This window comes from Nostoc sp. (genome assembly GCF_036919575.1).
Classification (GTDB): Bacteria; Cyanobacteriota; Cyanobacteriia; order Cyanobacteriales; family Nostocaceae; genus Nostoc.
Genome location: NZ_JBALBY010000102.1, coordinates 1 through 18128, shown reverse-complemented (window position 1 = coordinate 18128; position 18128 = coordinate 1). Strand labels below are relative to the sequence as shown.

At 42.3% G+C, this 18128-nt stretch carries 15 protein-coding genes; 9 read left to right on the top strand and 6 right to left on the bottom strand.

Annotated elements, in window-relative coordinates:
- The first annotated feature begins 125 nt into the window (after positions 1–125).
- Positions 126–341: an acetyltransferase gene (locus V7K27_RS25510; protein ID WP_334951034.1), complete on the top strand. Its 216-nt coding sequence runs from the start codon at positions 126–128 to the stop codon at positions 339–341.
- Positions 342–584: 243 nt separating this feature from the next.
- Here V7K27_RS25510 and V7K27_RS25505 read toward each other — a convergent pair whose 3' ends face one another.
- The 3 genes from V7K27_RS25505 to V7K27_RS25495 form a co-directional block, all read right to left on the bottom strand.
- Positions 585–1067 carry an ABA4-like family protein gene (locus tag V7K27_RS25505; protein ID WP_334951032.1) on the bottom strand — a complete coding sequence of 161 codons (483 nt, stop codon included), beginning with the start codon at positions 1065–1067 and terminating at the stop codon, positions 585–587.
- Positions 1068–1173: 106 nt separating this feature from the next.
- Positions 1174–2214 (bottom strand): cobalamin biosynthesis protein CobW, encoded by a 1041-nt coding sequence (cobW, locus tag V7K27_RS25500; protein WP_334951030.1) that lies wholly within the window; start codon positions 2212–2214, stop codon positions 1174–1176.
- A gap of 237 nt (positions 2215–2451) precedes the next feature.
- Positions 2452–2745 carry a helix-turn-helix domain-containing protein gene (locus tag V7K27_RS25495; RefSeq protein WP_334951028.1) on the bottom strand — a complete coding sequence of 98 codons (294 nt, stop codon included), beginning with the start codon at positions 2743–2745 and terminating at the stop codon, positions 2452–2454.
- Positions 2746–2851: 106 nt separating this feature from the next.
- Here V7K27_RS25495 and V7K27_RS25490 point away from each other — a divergent pair, with 106 nt between their 5' ends.
- Complete coding sequence (locus tag V7K27_RS25490) at positions 2852–3079, top strand: hypothetical protein (protein ID WP_334951026.1); 228 nt, start codon at positions 2852–2854, stop codon at positions 3077–3079.
- Positions 3080–3451: 372 nt separating this feature from the next.
- On the opposite strand, the gene V7K27_RS25485 is transcribed toward V7K27_RS25490, so the two are convergent.
- Positions 3452–4168 carry a biliverdin-producing heme oxygenase gene (locus V7K27_RS25485; protein WP_334951084.1) on the bottom strand — a complete coding sequence of 239 codons (717 nt, stop codon included), beginning with the start codon at positions 4166–4168 and terminating at the stop codon, positions 3452–3454.
- Between the two features lie 857 nt (positions 4169–5025).
- On the opposite strand from V7K27_RS25485, the gene glmM reads away from it, so the two are divergent.
- The 7 genes from glmM to V7K27_RS25450 all read left to right on the top strand — a co-directional run bounded on the left by glmM (position 5026) and on the right by V7K27_RS25450 (position 16966).
- Positions 5026–6498 carry a phosphoglucosamine mutase gene (glmM, locus tag V7K27_RS25480; RefSeq protein ID WP_334951024.1) on the top strand — a complete coding sequence of 491 codons (1473 nt, stop codon included), beginning with the start codon at positions 5026–5028 and terminating at the stop codon, positions 6496–6498.
- A 450-nt stretch (positions 6499–6948) separates the two neighbouring features.
- On the top strand, positions 6949–7689 hold the full coding sequence (locus V7K27_RS25475; protein ID WP_334951022.1) for a glycosyltransferase family 2 protein: 741 nt from the start codon (positions 6949–6951) through the stop codon (positions 7687–7689).
- A 65-nt stretch (positions 7690–7754) separates the two neighbouring features.
- On the top strand, positions 7755–9398 hold the full coding sequence (hpsL, locus tag V7K27_RS25470; protein WP_334951020.1) for a hormogonium polysaccharide biosynthesis protein HpsL: 1644 nt from the start codon (positions 7755–7757) through the stop codon (positions 9396–9398).
- Between the two features lie 121 nt (positions 9399–9519).
- Entirely contained in the window at positions 9520–10500 is a 981-nt protein-coding gene (gene hpsN / locus V7K27_RS25465; RefSeq protein WP_334951018.1) for a hormogonium polysaccharide biosynthesis glycosyltransferase HpsN, read from the top strand.
- Positions 10501–10636: 136 nt separating this feature from the next.
- A complete protein-coding gene (gene hpsO, locus V7K27_RS25460) occupies positions 10637–11812 on the top strand; it encodes a hormogonium polysaccharide biosynthesis glycosyltransferase HpsO (RefSeq protein ID WP_334951016.1) in 1176 nt (391 codons plus the stop codon).
- A gap of 175 nt (positions 11813–11987) precedes the next feature.
- On the top strand, positions 11988–13166 hold the full coding sequence (hpsP, locus tag V7K27_RS25455) for a hormogonium polysaccharide biosynthesis glycosyltransferase HpsP (RefSeq protein WP_334951014.1): 1179 nt from the start codon (positions 11988–11990) through the stop codon (positions 13164–13166).
- A 440-nt stretch (positions 13167–13606) separates the two neighbouring features.
- A complete protein-coding gene (locus tag V7K27_RS25450; protein WP_334951012.1) occupies positions 13607–16966 on the top strand; it encodes an efflux RND transporter permease subunit in 3360 nt (1119 codons plus the stop codon).
- A gap of 333 nt (positions 16967–17299) precedes the next feature.
- Here the strand turns inward: V7K27_RS25450 and V7K27_RS25445 are convergent, their stop codons facing one another.
- On the bottom strand, positions 17300–17467 hold the full coding sequence (locus tag V7K27_RS25445) for a type II toxin-antitoxin system RelE family toxin (protein WP_334951010.1): 168 nt from the start codon (positions 17465–17467) through the stop codon (positions 17300–17302).
- The gene (locus tag V7K27_RS25440; protein ID WP_334951008.1) at positions 17460–17702 is read right to left on the bottom strand and encodes a hypothetical protein; all 243 of its coding nucleotides are present in this window, start codon (positions 17700–17702) and stop codon (positions 17460–17462) included. The genes V7K27_RS25445 and V7K27_RS25440 overlap by 8 nt, the downstream gene beginning before the upstream one ends.
- Positions 17703–18128: the final 426 nt, after the last annotated feature.

Genomic DNA, 18128 nt, shown 5'->3' with positions numbered 1-18128 from the left:
TATGCATATCTGGTAAAAATTTCCTTTAACAATTAAGGAATCTCAGCCCGATCAATCGGTTGAGATGTGAGTGAGTTGTTGAGACTTACTTTCAACTTTCATGCAAACTTATTGAGGCAATTTAGATGCTTTTACAAGTCAAAGATAGTGGCGAATTGGTAAAAATTGTTGAAATTCAGGAATTACTTGACCCGAATACTAATGTTGTTCACGCAAAAGACCAAGAAGGTCAAGAAGAACAGCAACCTGAGACTTTTAAAAAAGAAAATCTCGTTTTTCCTTCAGGTGAAGTTCTACCACGGTGTTGGTTAGATGCCGACTATAGACATGACAACGCTTAATTGATTTTAAAATCAGGTAATTGGCAATGGAAGTAAACTGATTATCCATTATCAATTTACGTAACAAGAGTCTGACAATTCAGGTCATGTGGAAAAGCCCATGAAAGACCTAACCCCCTAGCCCCCTTCCCGACACGGGAAGGGGGAAAATTCAAAGTCTCTCTCCTTGTAGGAGAGAGATTTTCCAGATAAGAATGAAAAGTCAGAACAAGAGTAGGGGCGTACATCTGTTTGCGCCTACTACTATGTGCCAGTTGATGATATTTCTTGTTCTGTTACCGTCGCCGTTTTATTCTGCTGAAACTTCGGGAAAAATGCTTTAGCAATCCAGTCAGTCAAGATGTGAGAGAGTAATCCCAAAGGCCCAGCAAACAAACACAAAGCCAGAGAGTGAATTGTCCAAATACCCGTTTTCTGTCCTTCCCAATAAATCCAACGACCGACGAATAAATCCATCACTAAAAAATGAATCCAACCCGTTGCAGCAGCTGTTTCATCTGCAAAAAATCGCGCAATATCAGCTAATTGGGGATTCGATAAAGCTTGGGCATTTTCTGGCGTAATGCTGTTGATAAACAAATACAAATACGCCCCAGCTAACAGCACAAAAGGCAAATATGATTCCATGATCCGCCGTGTGACTTTCCAGTTTGGCAAGAAAATCATCAACGCCCAAAATGGTAATACGAAAAGATTAGCAACGTTAAATAGTTGAGATATCATCATATTTTTATGAGGTGGAGAGTGATCAATTATGAGTTGCGAATTTTCAGTTATTATTCTCAGGATATAGATCCCCGACTTCTCAAAGAAGTCGGGGATCTGGGTATACTTATAAAGCTACAAGTTGTGATTCGATTTCTGAAGACTTCAAATCACGACCGATGAAAACTAAGCGCGTTTGTCTGGCCTCTTCTGGTTTCCAGGGGCGATCGTAAAATTTATCAAATCGGGTTCCCACGCCTTGCATCACTAGGCGCATGGATTTATTTGGCACTGCTACAAAGCCTTTAATCCGGTAAATTTCTTGTTCTTGTGCCAATATTTCCAACTGCTGTTGTAGCTTTTCTGGGTCAAAAGTACGATCCAAAATTAAATTAGCTGAGGTAATTTCTTCGTCGTGATTGTGATCTTCTTCAGTATCGTGATGACTAGGACGAGAATCTAAGTTATCTTCGACTGCGGCTTGGAATCCTAATAATATAGATGCATCAAGTTGAGAAAGATCGCTCTCGACAATCTTCACCACTCTGGGCAACTCTTGCTTAATTAATTCCTGAACTCTGGCTTTTGTCTCGGCGTCTACCAAGTCAATTTTATTCAACACCACCAAGTCTGCACAAGCAAGTTGATCTTCAAACAGTTCTTGTAAGGGTGTTTCATGTTCTAGACTATCATCTGCTTGCCGTTGGGCTGCGATCGCCTCTGGATCACTAGCAAATGTCCCCGCCGCTACCGCCGCACAATCTACCACAGTAATTACAGCATCCACAGTGGCGGCGTTGCGAATTTCCTGCCAGCGAAAAGCCTTAATCAGTGGTTTAGGTAAAGCTAAACCACTTGTTTCAATCAAAATGCAGTCGATGCTATCTCGCCGCTTGATTAACTCTTGCATCATCGGGTAAAATTCTTCCTGTACGGTGCAGCATAAGCAGCCGTTAGTTAATTCAAAGATATTAGTGTCGCCCTCACCATCTTCCGGGCAAACTTGACAGGATTTTAACAATTCGCCATCAATACCGAGTTCGCCAAATTCGTTGACTATAACGGCAATGCGGCGCCCTTGGTTGTTTTGTAGCAGGTGGCGAATTAGGCTGGTTTTTCCACTACCTAAGAAGCCTGTGATCACTGTGACAGGAATTTTTGCAGCCATATTTTTGCCTGATTTACTCAGTATGGTAAGTTTTATGGATTACAAACTTAAATACTGAGATTAAGCTTGGTTTGAAGATTGACTTAGTTATTTTACAGCTATTTTCAGGTAAATAGACTCACGGCGTAGGGGCACAGCAATAGCCTATTTGTTACAGCAATTTAATACGGTACAACAGGGGTTTGAAGCCCTTAAATTTCAGGGACTTCAATTGATACAGTTTAAAATGAATTATGCCTACATTGCATCCACCAATTCCAAACGTATCCGCTTACCAACCACTCTGGCAGCACGAGCAATGGTGTCTAAGGATACAGATGAGTTATTGGGGTCTAACAGCCGATCAAGAGATGATCTACTAGTTTTCATCTCTTTTGCCATTGCTGCCTTATTCAACTTTTTTTCTTCCATTGCTTTGCTAATCTGCCATGCAATAACACGTTTAGCAGCAATCAGGTTAATTTCTTCAAGTGTCCCTTCTTCTTCAAGAAGGTCATCAAGAGACGAACCAATATATGGATTTTTGTTCATCTTTGCGCCTCCAGTTTTTGCTTGCGTTCTTTATAGCGGTTCTCAATTGCATGGAATACAGACCACTCGTAAGGGGCACAGCATTGCTCATACGTGTCAACTTAACGTGAAAGTTAGTCTAGAAGCAGCTTTTAGAGATTATCTCGTTCCCAGTCTCCGACTGGGAATGCCCGTCGTTGAGGCTCCGCCTCAAGACTTGCGGCAGAGCCGCTATGAGGTGCATTTCCAGCCAGAGGCTGGAAACGAGGTTTTAAAAAGCTTTCACGTTAAGTTGACACCAATGAGCATTGCTGTGCCCCTACCATGTATTGCATCCAAAGGAGAACTGCTATAGATTCATTTCACATCACATTACTCTTGTACCTTTTTTGGTACGAATAGTCAACAGTAGACATAAGTTACTTTTCACCCATTTACTCTAAGGGCGATCGCCCCAATCCTCAACACCCAATGTGGTCAAACCAGGGACAATGGAGTCAGCAGTGGGGGAGTAGGAGCCTTAAAATAATTGAGGGGCAATCTCCCCATGCTTGCTTTCACAAATCAAAAGCAGTCACAAGGCTATTGCCCCTAAATATTTTATTTTGAGCGTTTTTAGCGTCGGCGTAGCCCAACCTAAGCATCGCTCTTTCCCCAGAGACACCTATGAATTATCCTTCATCAGGCTATCCAGACTTCTAACTCCACACTCCACACTCCGCACTCATTACTCAGCAGTGGCGAGTTCAGTACTACCGCGTGTACGACGCCGTGTGAGGCTGTTGAAAAGCATTACACCGATCGCCTTAATTAAATTGCCTTCCAATTCCTGGAACATCTTCATGTTCGTACCAAAGGCGGCGTTAGCTTCATCAACTATGCGATCGGTTGTAGCATCGTCAAGGGGTAATTCATCCAAAGTTTGCCGATATTTCGCTTTGAATGCCTTCTCATCAGGAATCTCTGGAAACTCATAAAAGGCTGTTCCTTGCCCATCAGACAAATTCATTGCTGTTACGGCAATATTTTTGAGAATTTGCCCCCCGGATAAGTCACCCAGGTAACGGGTGTAAGAATGGGCGATTAACAGTTCTGGTTCTGTTTGAGATATTTCTCGGATGCGCTTTACATAAGCTTCACCTGCGGGAGATAGTTTGATTTGCTCCCTCCAGTTGGCACCAAAATAATAACTCAGGTCTTGCTCTAAAGTATACTTGCGGTTTAACTGGGGAAAGTTAATTTTAGAAACTATTGGGTGCTGGCGATGCTTTTCCATTTCCTCTTCCATCGCCGAGTAGACGAAGTAGAAGTTAGCAACTAGTTTCCGGTAAGAGTTTTTTTCGACTACTCCTTTTAAAAAGCACTTGACAAAACCTACATTTTCTGCCATTGTGTGGGCTTTTTTAGTGCCTACACGTAATTTGGCTGCTAAATTGCTGCTCATGCTAAATTTCTCAACTTTAAAACTCAACTGCCGAAGTTTTGATTCACTAACGGCTAAAAAAGCCATTAAAACGTTACCTTAAAACTATTTGATGAGAATTTATATTAAAATTTTTTAAGCTGCCATGATTTTGTAATTTTTTACACACCAACAGGGCTAAGGGAATAGAACTTTAGATTTCAGTGTTTTGATTTTTTGTTGTTATTAGCTGAATTTTGCTTTCATTCTCAGCTTTGGTGAAAAACACTTGTGATTAAATAAGGTTGAAGAAGAATGCAGAATCCAGAATCCAGAATTCAGAATCAATACTTCAGCAGAGCTACGTAACCATCAGTCGGGGATTGGGACCCGCGACTGATTGAACACCACAAAACTAGAATTTTTGGTGGGGGTGCAAAAACGCCGATTATTCATCCGCCAGTACTTCGACCCTTCTCTACGAGACGCTACGCGTAGCTTGCTTCCCGAAGGGTACGACAAGCTCAGGGCAGGCAAAAGCTCAGTAACCATCGCACAGAATACCCTTCTTGTATTCTGACTCCTGACTCCTGAATTCTGTTCGATAATATTTATTACAGTTTGTTCTTTGTTAGTAGCATTGCAAAGTGGATAAAAATCAAGACACAAGTTGAGAGTATAAAAGGAATAATTAGCTAAAATGTGGAGACTTTACTGATAATGCAAAAACCAATATTGGCTTTATAAAAAATTTACAATGAAAGAGGTAAAATTTAAGTACTATTACGTAAGTGCGGCCTGATTTAGAATGAATTTCTAAAAAGAAAAAGCACGTCAAAATTGCTGAATAAAATCTTAAGTGCTATTTTTCGGTGTGATTATGTGGAGTGTTTAAAGATATGGTTTCATCTATAATTCGGACATCGGGCATTGCTGAGGGTTCTGCTTCCGAAGTTGAGGGATTGGGCAAAGGGATTGAGAGCAGTTTTGCACTGAATTTAATCCCACTACCAGCAAATCCCTTATTTGGCACAGATGGGATTCGCGGACGAGTCGGAGAATTACTGAGTGCGCCGCTAGCATTACAAGTTGGTTTTTGGACGGGGATTGTTTTACGTAACCATGCGACTCAAGTCGGGCCAGTCATTCTCGGACAGGACTCTAGAAACTCTAGCGATATGTTGGCAATGGCTTTGAGTGCAGGGTTAACAGCAGCAGGATTAGAGGTCTGGTATTTGGGATTATGTCCTACTCCTGGCGTTGCCTATCTCACCAGCATCAGTGAAGCCATCGGCGGAGTGATGATTTCTGCCAGCCACAATCCCCCAGAGGATAATGGTATTAAGATTTTTAATGCCGATGGTGGGAAGTTACCGCAAATATTGCAGGCAGAAATAGAAGCCGGAATGCGTGGCAAGATATCACCCATTACTAGAGTCAGTAATTGCGGACGGCATTACTCACGTTTGGAGTTAGTGGGGGATTATAGCTCGGCGTTGAAAAAACCCTTGAACAGTTCCCTAAATCTTCAGGGAATGAAGATTGTTTTAGACTTGGCGTGGGGAGCAGCCGTCGGGTTAGCACCATCAGTATTTACAGAAATGGGGGCAGAGGTAATCTGCTTGCATAACGAACCGGATGGCGATCGCATTAATGTTAACTGTGGTTCCACTTATTTAGATATTCTGGCAGCAACAGTACAAGAACACAATGCCGACATCGGCTTTGCCTTTGATGGCGACGCCGATCGCGTCTTAGGAGTAGACAATACAGGAAGGCAAGTTAACGGCGATTACATTCTCTATCTCTGGGGACGCCACTTACAACAAAAGCAACAACTGCCGAATAATCTGATTGTATCTACTGTCATGGCCAACTTAGGCTTTGAGAAAGCTTGGCAGCAACAGGGTGGAAACTTAATTCGCACCGCAGTCGGCGACCAATATGTGCAAGCCGAAATGTTGCGGACTGGGGCAATGCTAGGCGGCGAACAATCAGGTCATATTCTTTGCCGTCATTATGCTGTGACTGGAGATGGCTTGTTAACAGCATTACACATAGCAGCTTTGGTAAAAGAGGCGGGTGTTTCCCTAGCAGAATTAGTAGATCAAAGCTTCCAGACCTATCCGCAATTGTTGCGGAACGTGCGAGTTATCGATCGCGATCGCCGTTTAGGATGGCAAGATTGCCAACCTCTGCAACAAGCGATCGCTCTTGCGGAAGCTGCAATGGGTGATTCCGGCAGAATTTTGGTTCGCGCCTCTGGCACAGAACCAGTGATCAGGGTTATGGTGGAAGCTGCCAATGCTGAACTTACTAACTACTGGACAAATGAATTAGTTTCGCAAGTCCAGCAACACATAGCAGTCTAAGTTACGTTTATTGTAAACCTCTTTTATAACCGACATTCCGCACTTATGTTTGTAGTATGCCCGTATTACAAGTATTGACATACTAGTACCGCAAGGCGGAAGTCAAAAGTCAAAAGTCAAAAGTCAAAACTGCTGTACTAAGTAAGTGGGTCAAATTAAATATAAAACCTCACCCTCAATCCCTCTCCGAACTCACGGAGAGGGATTGAGGGTGAGGTTTGATCTTATGTTTAATTACACCTACCTACTTAGTAGTTGAATAGCGATATCTACGACGGGCTACGCCTACGCCATAAGCCTAGGCTAGATCAGTGTTAATACTTAATTTTATAACTAATTTTGGTAATATTTGTCGAAGTATTCAGATTACAGGTTGAAGTTAAAAATGTGGGTTATAACAAGGAAATAGTACTCTGTGTATTCTTTAGTTATCTTCTATAAGGTAGTAAAATGCTTGTTTTTGTTATCCTACTTAAAAGTCAGCAAGTTTCCAATTCCTGGGAGCGTGTCACCCAATTATTTGAAAGATGCCTCAAATCAATTTGCAATCAAACCTCTCCTGATTTTCACGCTATTGTCGTTTGCCATGAACAACCAAAAATAGAATTTAACCATCCCCAGATTACGTATATTACAGTTGACTTTCCTCCTCCCAACGAGCCAAACCCTATAGCTAGAGGAGAAACAGATAAAGGGCGAAAAATATTGAAGGGATTAATGCATGCTCGTCAATTTTCTCCAACTCACACTATGGCAGTTGATGCAGATGATTGCATCAGTAAAAACTTAGCCGCATTTATTCAGCAACATCCTAACTCTAATGGATGGTTTATCGATAAAGGTTATAAATATAAAGAAGGTAGTCAATATATATATATTAAAAGAAAAAATTTCTATAGAATATGCAATACATCCAATATTATCCGATATGACTTAAATTTCTTACCAGAAAACGCAGAATATAATCGGGGTTATGGATACTACAAATATTATATAGACCACGGTAAAGTCAGAGGCGTATTAGAAAACAAAGCTAACCCTATTGAACCATTACCATTTCCTGGAGCAGTTTACATTGTAGAAACAGGAGAAAATCTTTTTTACGGTTCAATGAAGTTAAACTTCATCATTTTTAATCGAAAATCCTTAACTCAATCACTTAAGGATGAATTCGGCTTGTACACGCTATAGCCATTCCAATCCATTTGTATGTAAGCTATAGATGTTTTTTAAGGCTGATAGGCTAGAGCGCCACTATGCCGAAATTCAAATCAAAAAATCAAAAATCAAAAAAACAGGCTAAAAAAGAAACTCCTACTCTTAGCCTCAAAGAACAGTCAGCCCAAAAGCGCAAAGCAGCCCAAGCACGTAAAGAATTCACTAGCTTACTCACCACTGCCACCTTTGGCGGTATCTTCGTTGGCATTCTGCTTTTTTTCGTAGCTGGAATTAAAGCGGCAGTTCCTGGGGTTTTAGGGATAATCATCATGTCTTTTTCCTACAAATACCCGCGCCAAGCATTATATGCCTTCATCATTTACGTACCTATTGGGGGTACTATCACTTACTACTTGGGCAATAGTCCCATACTCCAATTAGCTAAAGATGCTTTTTACGTTCCAGCGCTAATTGGACTTTGGCAGACTTGCCGTAAACAGGGGCTACCCCTAATTATTCCCCAAGGCATTAAAATCCCACTTTATATTGTTTTGGGTTGCAGTCTGCTAACACTGTTGTTTATCAATGGTGGACAGCAGTTTAATCCGCCTAGTGTGGGACTATTAGAAAAAGCAGAGAAAGAAATACCATTAGGCATGGGAATTCTGGGACTAAAAGTATTTTTAGGCTATGTCCCCCTGATTGGTTGTGCTTACTATTTAATTCGCGATAAGCGGGATTTTCTATTTTTATCACGTCTCCAGATTGCTCTCATACTGATTTGCTGTGTGCTGGGATTTATTCAATACTTCTTACTACTAACTGGTGTATGTCAAGGCACTAGAGGTCTTGAAGGAAATGCCCTATTTGTCACATCACTAGAAGCCCGGTGTTATTTTGGTGGAGCGCTCTTATATAGTCCCGAAGAAGGGGTTATTCGCCTACCAGGGACATTTGTAGCTCCTTGGCAGTGGGCATGGTTCTTAATTTCTAGCACCTTTTTTACCTTTGCCACCGGCTTTACCGACCCCTCCCCAATATGGCGGTTGCTTGGTTTAGGTTCTTTAGTGGCAGTCTTTATCAATGCTCTAATCTCTGGACAGAGAATCGCCTTAGCTTTAGTACCAATCTGCTTCGGGATTTTGCTATTGCTCACCGGACAAATTGGCAACCTGAAACGATTTATCCCCATAGGCGTGGGACTTGCCTTGATTTTGGGAATTGCGATCGTGAGTAACCCTGTTCTCGTGCAAGAGAGAACCGAGAGTTTTACCGGTCGCTGGGACGCTTCACCACCTCAAGATTTTATCATCCAGCAATTTGAAGAGAATTGGAAAAACGTAGAGGGGCCATTGGGAAGTGGCTTAGGTCGAGCAACCAACTCTGCCCGTGTAATGGGTAAAACTAAGCTTGTGGAAACCTACTACCCGAAACTGCTTTATGAAGTTGGAATTATTGGAGTACTAGCGTTTCTGGGTTTGGTAACAAGTTTAACAATTATTGGCTTTAAAACCTATCGCTCCATAAAAAACCGTAATTTCCGCAGTTACGGAGCAGCTTTGTGGGTGTTTATATTGTTTATTAGCTACAACACCTACTACTATCCTCTAGATGTTGATCCAGTTGCTGTCTATTATTGGTTTTTTGCGGGAGTTCTTTTTAAATTGCCGATATTAGATAAACAAGAGAAGAAAGAAGCAGATCCTAAGAAAGCAAGAAAACAAAAACCTCTAATAAGCTGACGGGACATAGTGAAAATATTCCAGTATGCTGTCGGTAGACAAGTCATGAATAAGCAAAATTAGTGTTTCCCATGATTAACGAAAATTCCAATTACCTTTAGATAAAGTAGTAGAAAAAATTATGGCTAATTACCCTTTAATTTCTGTAGTTATACCAACCTATGGGCGAGAGGAACCGCTACGCGATAGCATTGTGGATGTTCTAAAACAGGACTATCCAAATTTTGAAGTTTTAGTTGTAGACCAAACCCCAAAACACCAACCAGAAATTCAAGCCTACCTGGAGGAGATGGCAAAGGCAGGTAAAATTAAATGGTTGCGCTTAGATTGGGCAAGTTTGCCAGGGGCGCGAAATTATGCCGTCCGGCGGTCATCTGGTGAAATAATATTATTTATTGATGATGATGTTCAGCTAACCCCAGGATTGTTAGCAGCCCATGCAAAAAATTATTTGCAAAATCCAGAGGTGGGGGCTGTGGCTGGACGGGTATTTGACAGAATGAAATTGGACGATTCTGGGGGAGATTTAGAGATTGAATATCTGCCCCCCCAGGCAATGGACCCAGGAATTGCTTGGTATTATATTGATTTAGTACATACCATCAAACCTCAGCAAGTACTGACAGCGAGGGGTTGTAATATGTCTTTTCGCCGCGATATTTTTACTAAGTACGGACTGAAATTTGATGAGAGGTTTGGCGGTAGTGCAGTGCGCGAAGAGTCAGACTTTTGTTTGCGGGTACGGCAAACGGGGTATAAAATTTGGTACGACCCAGAAGCCCATTTGGTACATTTAGGCGAAGAAACAGGGGGTTGTCATGATATTAGTATGCGATCGCTAAAATATCAACTCACCTTCTACCACAACCATTTCTTACTGGGGCTGAAAAACCTCACTCCAACTCAAGCTTTACGCCTATTCGCCCGTTTATTTGACTGTCACGTACTGGGACGCCCACCTTGCCATAAAAGTGGTTCCCCCATCAAAATTGCCACTCGCGCTATTTTCTACATTTTGGGTTTTTTCAAAGCCTTGGGTACTGTCATTCAAGCAATATGGAACGATGGTCAAATTTACAGTCGATTGGATGAACAAGTTTAGTGATTGGGCATTGGGTATTGGGCATTGGGCAAAAACTCTCTAAAACTCTTATTTCTTTGCGTCCTTTGCGTCCTTTGCGGTTCGTTTTTTCATAATTTTGCGTAAGTACTGGTTATTAAAAAAATGACAAATAACAATGAAAATCTTAGTTGCTAGTCACACTTATATCGTAGACCTCAACTGTGAAAAATTACGCGCTTTATCTCAACTAGAACCGGGAGTTGAAGTGACAGTTGTAGTCCCAAAGCGCTGGAAACCAGGTGGCGTGCAAAACAGAATTATTGAAACTGAATACCGCGATGAAGGCACATTTAAAATAGTTCCCGTTTCTAATTTCAGTCAAAATCATCAGGGACTTCTGACATTTGGTACTGATTTGATATCTTTGTTAAAACAATTTCGCCCCCAAATCATCCAGGTAGAACAAGGGTCTAGAGCATTGGCTTATACTCAGATGATTGCCTTAAATAAACTCTTGGGACTGAAGGCAAAAAATGTATTTTTTACTTGGTGGAATCTACCATATAGCCTGAAGCCACCAGTTTCTTTGTTAGAAAAATATAACCTCAATCACAGCCACGGTATTATTTCTGGCAATCAGGATGGAGCAGAAGTTTTGCGACAACGAGGATATCAAGGGGTAATTAAAGTTATGCCACAACTAGGTATAGATGAAAGTCTATTTATTCCCAAAGCCCAACCAGAACTAGCAGCTAAGTTGGGCATTGAAAAAGGAGATTTTGTGGTAGGTTTCGTTGGGCGTTTTGTCCAAGAAAAAGGTTTATTAACACTTTTACAAGCCTTAGTGATTTTGAAAAATAAACCTTGGAAATTACTACTGCTGGGACGGGGAGAGTTACAAAGTGAATTAATCAAAATAGCGACAGAAAATAATATTAAAGAACGATTTATTTTGGTAGAAAGTGTCCCTCATGACGAGGTTACAAACTATATCAATTTAATGAGTACTTTGGTACTGCCTTCAGAAACAAGTTACAAGTTTAAAACCTTAACTTCTGTTGGCTGGAAAGAACAATTTGGTCATGTGCTAATTGAGGCAATGGCTTGCCAAGTACCTGTAATTGGTTCTGATTCTGGTGAAATTCCCTATGTAATTGGCGATGCTGGTTTAGTATTTCCTGAAGGTGATGTTCAAGCCCTTGCTAATTGCTTAGTTCAATTAATGGATAAACCCTCTTTTGCTCATACTCTCGGTGAAATGGGTTATCAGAAAGCAATGATTAAATATACAAATAAAGCTTTAGCTAAACAGCAATTAGAGTTTTATCAAGAATTGGTTAGTAGTCAATAGTCATTAGTCATTAGTAGACTTCTTACATAAATCACAAATAAGAACCCCACCCCCAACCCCTCCCCGCAGGCGGGGAGGGGAGCTAAAGCGCAGCTTTGGCTCTTTGGGGTTCCGGGTATTATGCTTAATTGCCCGGACATGATATGACAAATAACAAAATAAAAATGACAAATAAATGAAAATATTACAAATTGTCCCCTCAATTTCTCTAATTTACGGCGGTCCGAGTCAAATGGTACTAGGATTAGCTCCAGCGTTGGTAAAAGAGGGAGTGGAAGTTACAATTCTCACAACTGATAGTAATGGCGATAATGGTCAAACACCTCTAGATGTTCCTTTAAATCGCCCAATTAAACAAGATGGCTATGAAATAATTTACTTTCGTTGTGCCCCGTTTCGTCGCTACAAATTTTCCCTAGATTTATTAAACTGGCTAAAACTTCATGCTCACGAGTTTGACATAGCACATATTCATGCTCTATTCTCCCCAATAATTAGTGCTGCTGCTATTGTCTGTCGTCAGCAAAAGCTACCTTATATTTTCCGTCCTTTGGGTACTCTTGATCCGGCTGATTTACGCAAAAAAAAGCAATTAAAACAGCTTTATGTCGCAATTATAGAACGTCAAAATTTAGCTGGTGCGGCAGCAATTCATTTTACCAGCGATCAAGAAGCTAAAATATCAGAACGTTTTGGAGTATCTACGCCAGATTTGGTAATTCCCTTGGGTGTAATCCCCCGTCAATCCCAAATTAAAAATGTATGTAGTCAGTTGCAAATACCAGAGGATGTACCGTTGGTGCTGTTTATGTCACGAATTGACCCGAAAAAGGGGTTAAATTTGTTGATTCCGGCGCTAGAGAAGCTGTTAGCCGTTGGTTATAAGTTTCATTTTGTCTTAGCTGGAACAAATCCCCAAGATCCAGATTACGAAAAAAAGATCATATCCCAAATTCAAAATTCACCACTGCGATCGCACACGACAATTACGGGCTTTGTCACTGGTGAACTAAAAGTTAGTTTACTACAAGCTGCTGATTTATTTGTCTTACCTTCCTACTACGAAAATTTTGGGATTGCTGTTGCTGAGGCGATGGTAGCAGGAACACCAGTGGTAATTTCTGACCAAGTGCATATTTGTCAACAGGTGCGTGATAGCGAGTCGGGTTGGGTAGGCGCAACAGATGTGCAAGCGCTGGTAGAGTTACTGCAAGAAGCTTTGCAAAATCCCGCAGAACGCCAACGACGGGGATTAAACGCCCAAAAATATGCCTTGGAAAATTTTAGCTGGGATGCGATCGCTAGGCAAACAATCCAAGCCTACCAGCAAATTCTGACGAACAAAATAATTTAACCCAATCCAGACAATAGCAGTTTTTGCCAAATAGGTGCAGCCAATTCACCAAAGACCTAGAAAGTATCTCTCTTCAAGCTTTCAGGTACTTTACCCTGAGTCTCAAAGACAACTTGTTCCTTTCTTTTCCCCACGTTCCCATGCGCCTCACGGTACACTGTTTCTTAAAGTTGTTGTCTTTTTTAGGAGATCATAGATACAATCGTCGCTCAATGCCTTATATCCTCACCCTATTCAGGGATGGTGTATTACGACGGCTTTAATAAAAAGCTACTAAGTAAGTTGGTGGGAATAAACCAAATTATGTTACGGAACGTAAATAGGCTTAAAACCCTTACCAATGACAAAGGACAAAGGACAAATGACAGCCCACGTCAGTTAACTTTAATTGCGCCCACCTACTTACCTCACTAACCAGTCTTGAAGTTTTCCCTGATTTTATGTTTGTCAACACCTTCATCAGACGTCCAGTCCTGACGACGGTCTGCACGTTCATCATTTTGCTACTGGGAAGCATCTGTATTCCGATCCTACCGATTTCTCAGCTACCAGACCTCGCCCCCGTGCAAATCACCGTTAGCTCCACCAATATTGGTGCGGATGCTCAAACAACAGAAAGCACTGTCACCAACATTATTGAGCGACAAATTAATGGTGTTAAAGATGTATCTTATATATCTTCTAATACGGGTAATGATGGTTCCAGCAATATAACTGTCTCCTTCCCAACTCAAGTCAATAGCGATATTGCTCAAGTAAACGTTCAAAATAAAGAAGGACTTGCTGAACCTCAATTGCCAGATACTGTTCAACGAACAGGTGTCACCGTTGAAACAGCATCGAGCAGTCTGCTTCTCGTCTTTGGGTTTTACTCAGAAAATAATGAGTATGACAACATTTTTATCAGTAACTATGTCGATCTGTTTATTTTCGATCAGATCAAACGGCTTCCTGGTGTAGGAAAAGCAACGATTTTTGGGGAGCGCAAATATGCCATGCGTCTTTGGCTTGATCCCAACAAGCTTGCCCAACATCAACTAACTCCTCAAGATGTGACAACTGCCCTGCAAGAACAAAATATTCAGGTGGGTGCAGGAGCGATTGGTAAGGAACCAGCACCAGATAATCAAAGCTTTGAATTTGCTTTACGGGCAACCAGTCGCTTTAAAGATGCGGCTGAATTTGAGGACATGGTGCTGAAGGTGAGTCAAGGTGGCACTAATAACACCACTAATAACACCACTAATAGCAGCAATAATAGCAGCACTAATAGCAGCACTAATAGCACTAATAGCACCCTAGTTAAGGTCAGAGATATCGGTCGAGTTGAACTGGGAGCAGAGAGCTATCTCGCTGATGCCAAATTCACCTTACCAGGAAGTACTCCCAAGCCAGCCGTGGGTTTGGGGATATATCAACTTCCGGGTAGTAATGCTCTACAAGTTGCTCATGCTGTTGAAGACCAGATCGCAACACTAGCGAAGAGTTTTCCACCTGGACTAAAAGCACAGTTGGCATTTGATACCACTCCATTTGTAGAAATTTCTTTAGAAGAAGTTCTACACACTCTAGTTGAAGCGATTATCTTGGTGGTTTTGGTAATTTTTGTCTTTTTGCAAGACTGGCGTACCACGATCATTCCTACTGTGGCGATCCCCGTTTCCTTGGTTGGGACGTGTGCGGCTCTGTTGGTTTTAGGATTTCAGATTAATACACTGACCTTATTTGGTTTCGTCCTGGCGATCGGTCTTGTTGTCGATGATGCCATTATTGTGGTGGAGGCAGTTTCAGTCAAACTGGAGCAGGGTATGAAGCCCCTTGATGCAGCGATCGAAGCCATGAAAGAGTTGAGTGGGGCAGTCATTGCCACTTCACTTGTACTCATGGCGGTATTCCTTCCAGTTACATTCATTCCCGGCACTACTGGGATTGTCTACAAACAATTTGGGTTAACCGTTGCTTGCTCTATTGCCATTTCGACCTTTAATGCTTTAACTTTCTCTCCGAGTATGGCAGCCATCCTGATGCGCCCTGCTCAGACTGGATGGGGTCCTTTGGGGTGGTTTTTTGGGCTGTTTAATCGGGGATTTAGCTGGTTTACGCGCCGCTATGTCGGGTTTGTTAGCTACCTTACCCATGTCAAGCCGATTGTAATTGGGGTTTTTATCAGTGGTTTAGTAGCAACGGTTTTGATGTATAAAGCAGTGCCGACTGGATTTATTCCAGAGGAAGACCAGGGTTACTTCTTTGTAGTTGTCCAAGGGCCTGACGGGGTTTCTTTGAAATACACCGAATCTGTGATGAATCGGGTTGTTAAGGAAGTAACATCGCTTCCCGAAGTTCAAGCTAGTTTTATGATCAGTGGCTTTGGTTTCGATGGGAATGCTTCTAATTTAGGCATTGCCTTTGCTAACCTGAAACCCTGGAAAGAGAGACCTGAAGAATCTCAGTCTGTCTATGGAATACTTCAGAGGATGAACAAAAAGCTCTCTACAATTACAGATGCGAGAGCGATCGCTGTGAATGCTCCGCCAGTTAGAGGATTAAGTACTACGGGTGGTTTTGAGTTTATCATTCAAGACAAAACCGGAAGTGCGCCGATTCAAACCCTGGTTGATGCTGCTCAAAAGTTCATTGGGGCGGCGAATAAAAACCCTGTTTTACAAGGTGTCTTCACTCAGTTCACCGCAGACACTCCCCAATTTGACATCCAGGTAGATCGCAACCAAGCCAAATCTCTCAATGTCGAACTCAATGACATCTTTGGGGCGTTGCAAAGTTACTTGGGGTCGCAATATGTGAATGACTTTGTGCAGGGACAGCGACAGTATCGAGTATATGTCCAAGCAGATGGGGTTTTCCGCTCTAATCCAGATGATATTGGTAAGCTGTATGTTCGCTCTGCAAGTGGGGCGATGATTCCGTTGAGCAATTTGGTGAAGGTTACTCCCTTTGTGGGGCCGAAAACCATTTCCCATTATAACTTGTACAGGTCTATCAAAGTCCAGGGCGCTCCTGCTCCTGGTGCTAGTTCTGGACAGGCGATTCAAGCGATGGAAAAACTAGCAGCAGAAGTCTTACCCAAGGGGTTTGGTTATGAATGGACAGGGACTTATCTCCAGGAGAAGACATCTGGGGGATCTACGGGGTTGATTTTTGGCTTCGCGTTCGTTATTGTCTTTCTGGTGCTGGCGGCTCAGTATGAAAGCTACATTGACCCGATCATTATTTTGCTGACAGTTCCCCTGGCAGTTTTGGGAGCGATGACGGCGATTTGGCTACGTTCCAATATTTTCATGGCAGGTAGCCTCTTCCCGAAAGTGGTGGATGATATCTATTGCCAGGTAGGTTTGGTGACTTTGATTGGTCTATCCGCAAAGACCGCAATTTTAGTTGTAGAATTTGCCAATCAGCTGCATGAGCAGGGCATGAGCTACACGCGGGCGGCGGTGAAAGCGGGGCAAGAACGTCTGCGACCGGTCTTGATGACTTCCTTTGCAGCGCTGTTAGGATTTTTGCCCTTGGTGATCTCTCAAGGGGCTGGAGCCAGCAGCCGTTGGTCTTTAGGAACAGCGCTCTTTGGGGGGCTGCTGCTTTCAACGTTTTTGAGTTTGTTTTTAGTGCCAATTCTGTACATCTTAGTTAAGACTCTGGCTCAAAGTATATTATCTCGGAAGGGATCGGGTGGCTCAAAGCCTCCAGATTCTCCTAATGGAACTTTGGGATCTGAACATCGGGTTTTGCCTGCTGGCTCAACTCAGCCAGAGACACAACTTCGATCTCAGGAGGATGGGATCTAGCTGACTTTTGCCGTTAAGTCTTTATTTTGGCTCTGCCGCAAGTTAAGAGGCAGAGCTTTTTATTAGGCGTTTCCAGTCGGAGACTTCTTTTCGAGATAAACGGTACTTTCATGAATAGGATGCGATCGCTAAAATGATCGAAATCGCACCTGTAAGAATGGCAATTATTTTCGAGCGGTTCATCAGTATTTCCTGTAATACAACTTATTGTGCTTATCTCCACATTAATACTTGACACACTCACCGATATACATCGCTCCGATGGGCTATCAGTAAAATAGTAATTAGTTGCTGTTCTTCATCCACCTGATAAACAACTCGCCAGACACCAACTTAATAGCGAAAAAGACCCGCGAAATCGCCTTTAAGCCGCTTAATGTTTGGATGTTCATAAGCATTCTGTCGCAGTTGGTCAAAACAACGGTTTAGTCGTTTTGCTAATGATGCATCTACTTCTTGATAAAACTTCTGTGCTTTGCGAGTGAGTACCAGTTCATACATGACGACGAATACTGTCAAATGGCACCACTTCCCCAGCCTCAGCTTCCTGCATAGCTTCATGCAAAGCTTGCTCAAAACCAGGGAGATTCAAAAGTTCCATCGTCGCCTCATGTTCTTCTTTTTCTTCTAGAGCAGCTAGAAAATCACTCACTACCCGCAGCCTTTCTGGAGACAGTCGCCGTAAACGCTTCTCAGCTTCCTGAAGAATAGTAATGTCATCTTGCTTTGATTCCATTGTCATCTTTACACTCAACGCTCTTTAAATACTATCTACATAATAAACTCGGCTGGCTGAAACCGTTCTGGACACGTCCGTTGCTATTCGCTATCTCAACGGTGATGCGATGCCTACGGCGGCAAGCTACGCAGTTGCAAGAGTCACAGCCTTGCTAAATATTGTCCTGCCATTAGGGACTTCCAACAAATAAATTACCCAATCTTGTGGGGTGGGCAACATGAGCGCCTCTGGCTTAGGGCGGGCGAGACGCCCACCCCACAAGAAGTAGTTGAGTATTTTTTGATTTAGAATTACCCTTTAAACCTCAATGTTGACCTTCTGAAGCTCGAAGTTGACCTTCTGAGGCTCAAAGTTGACCTTCTGAGGCTCAAAGTTGACCTTCTGAGGCTCGACGTTGACCTTCTGAGGCTCAAAGTTGACCTT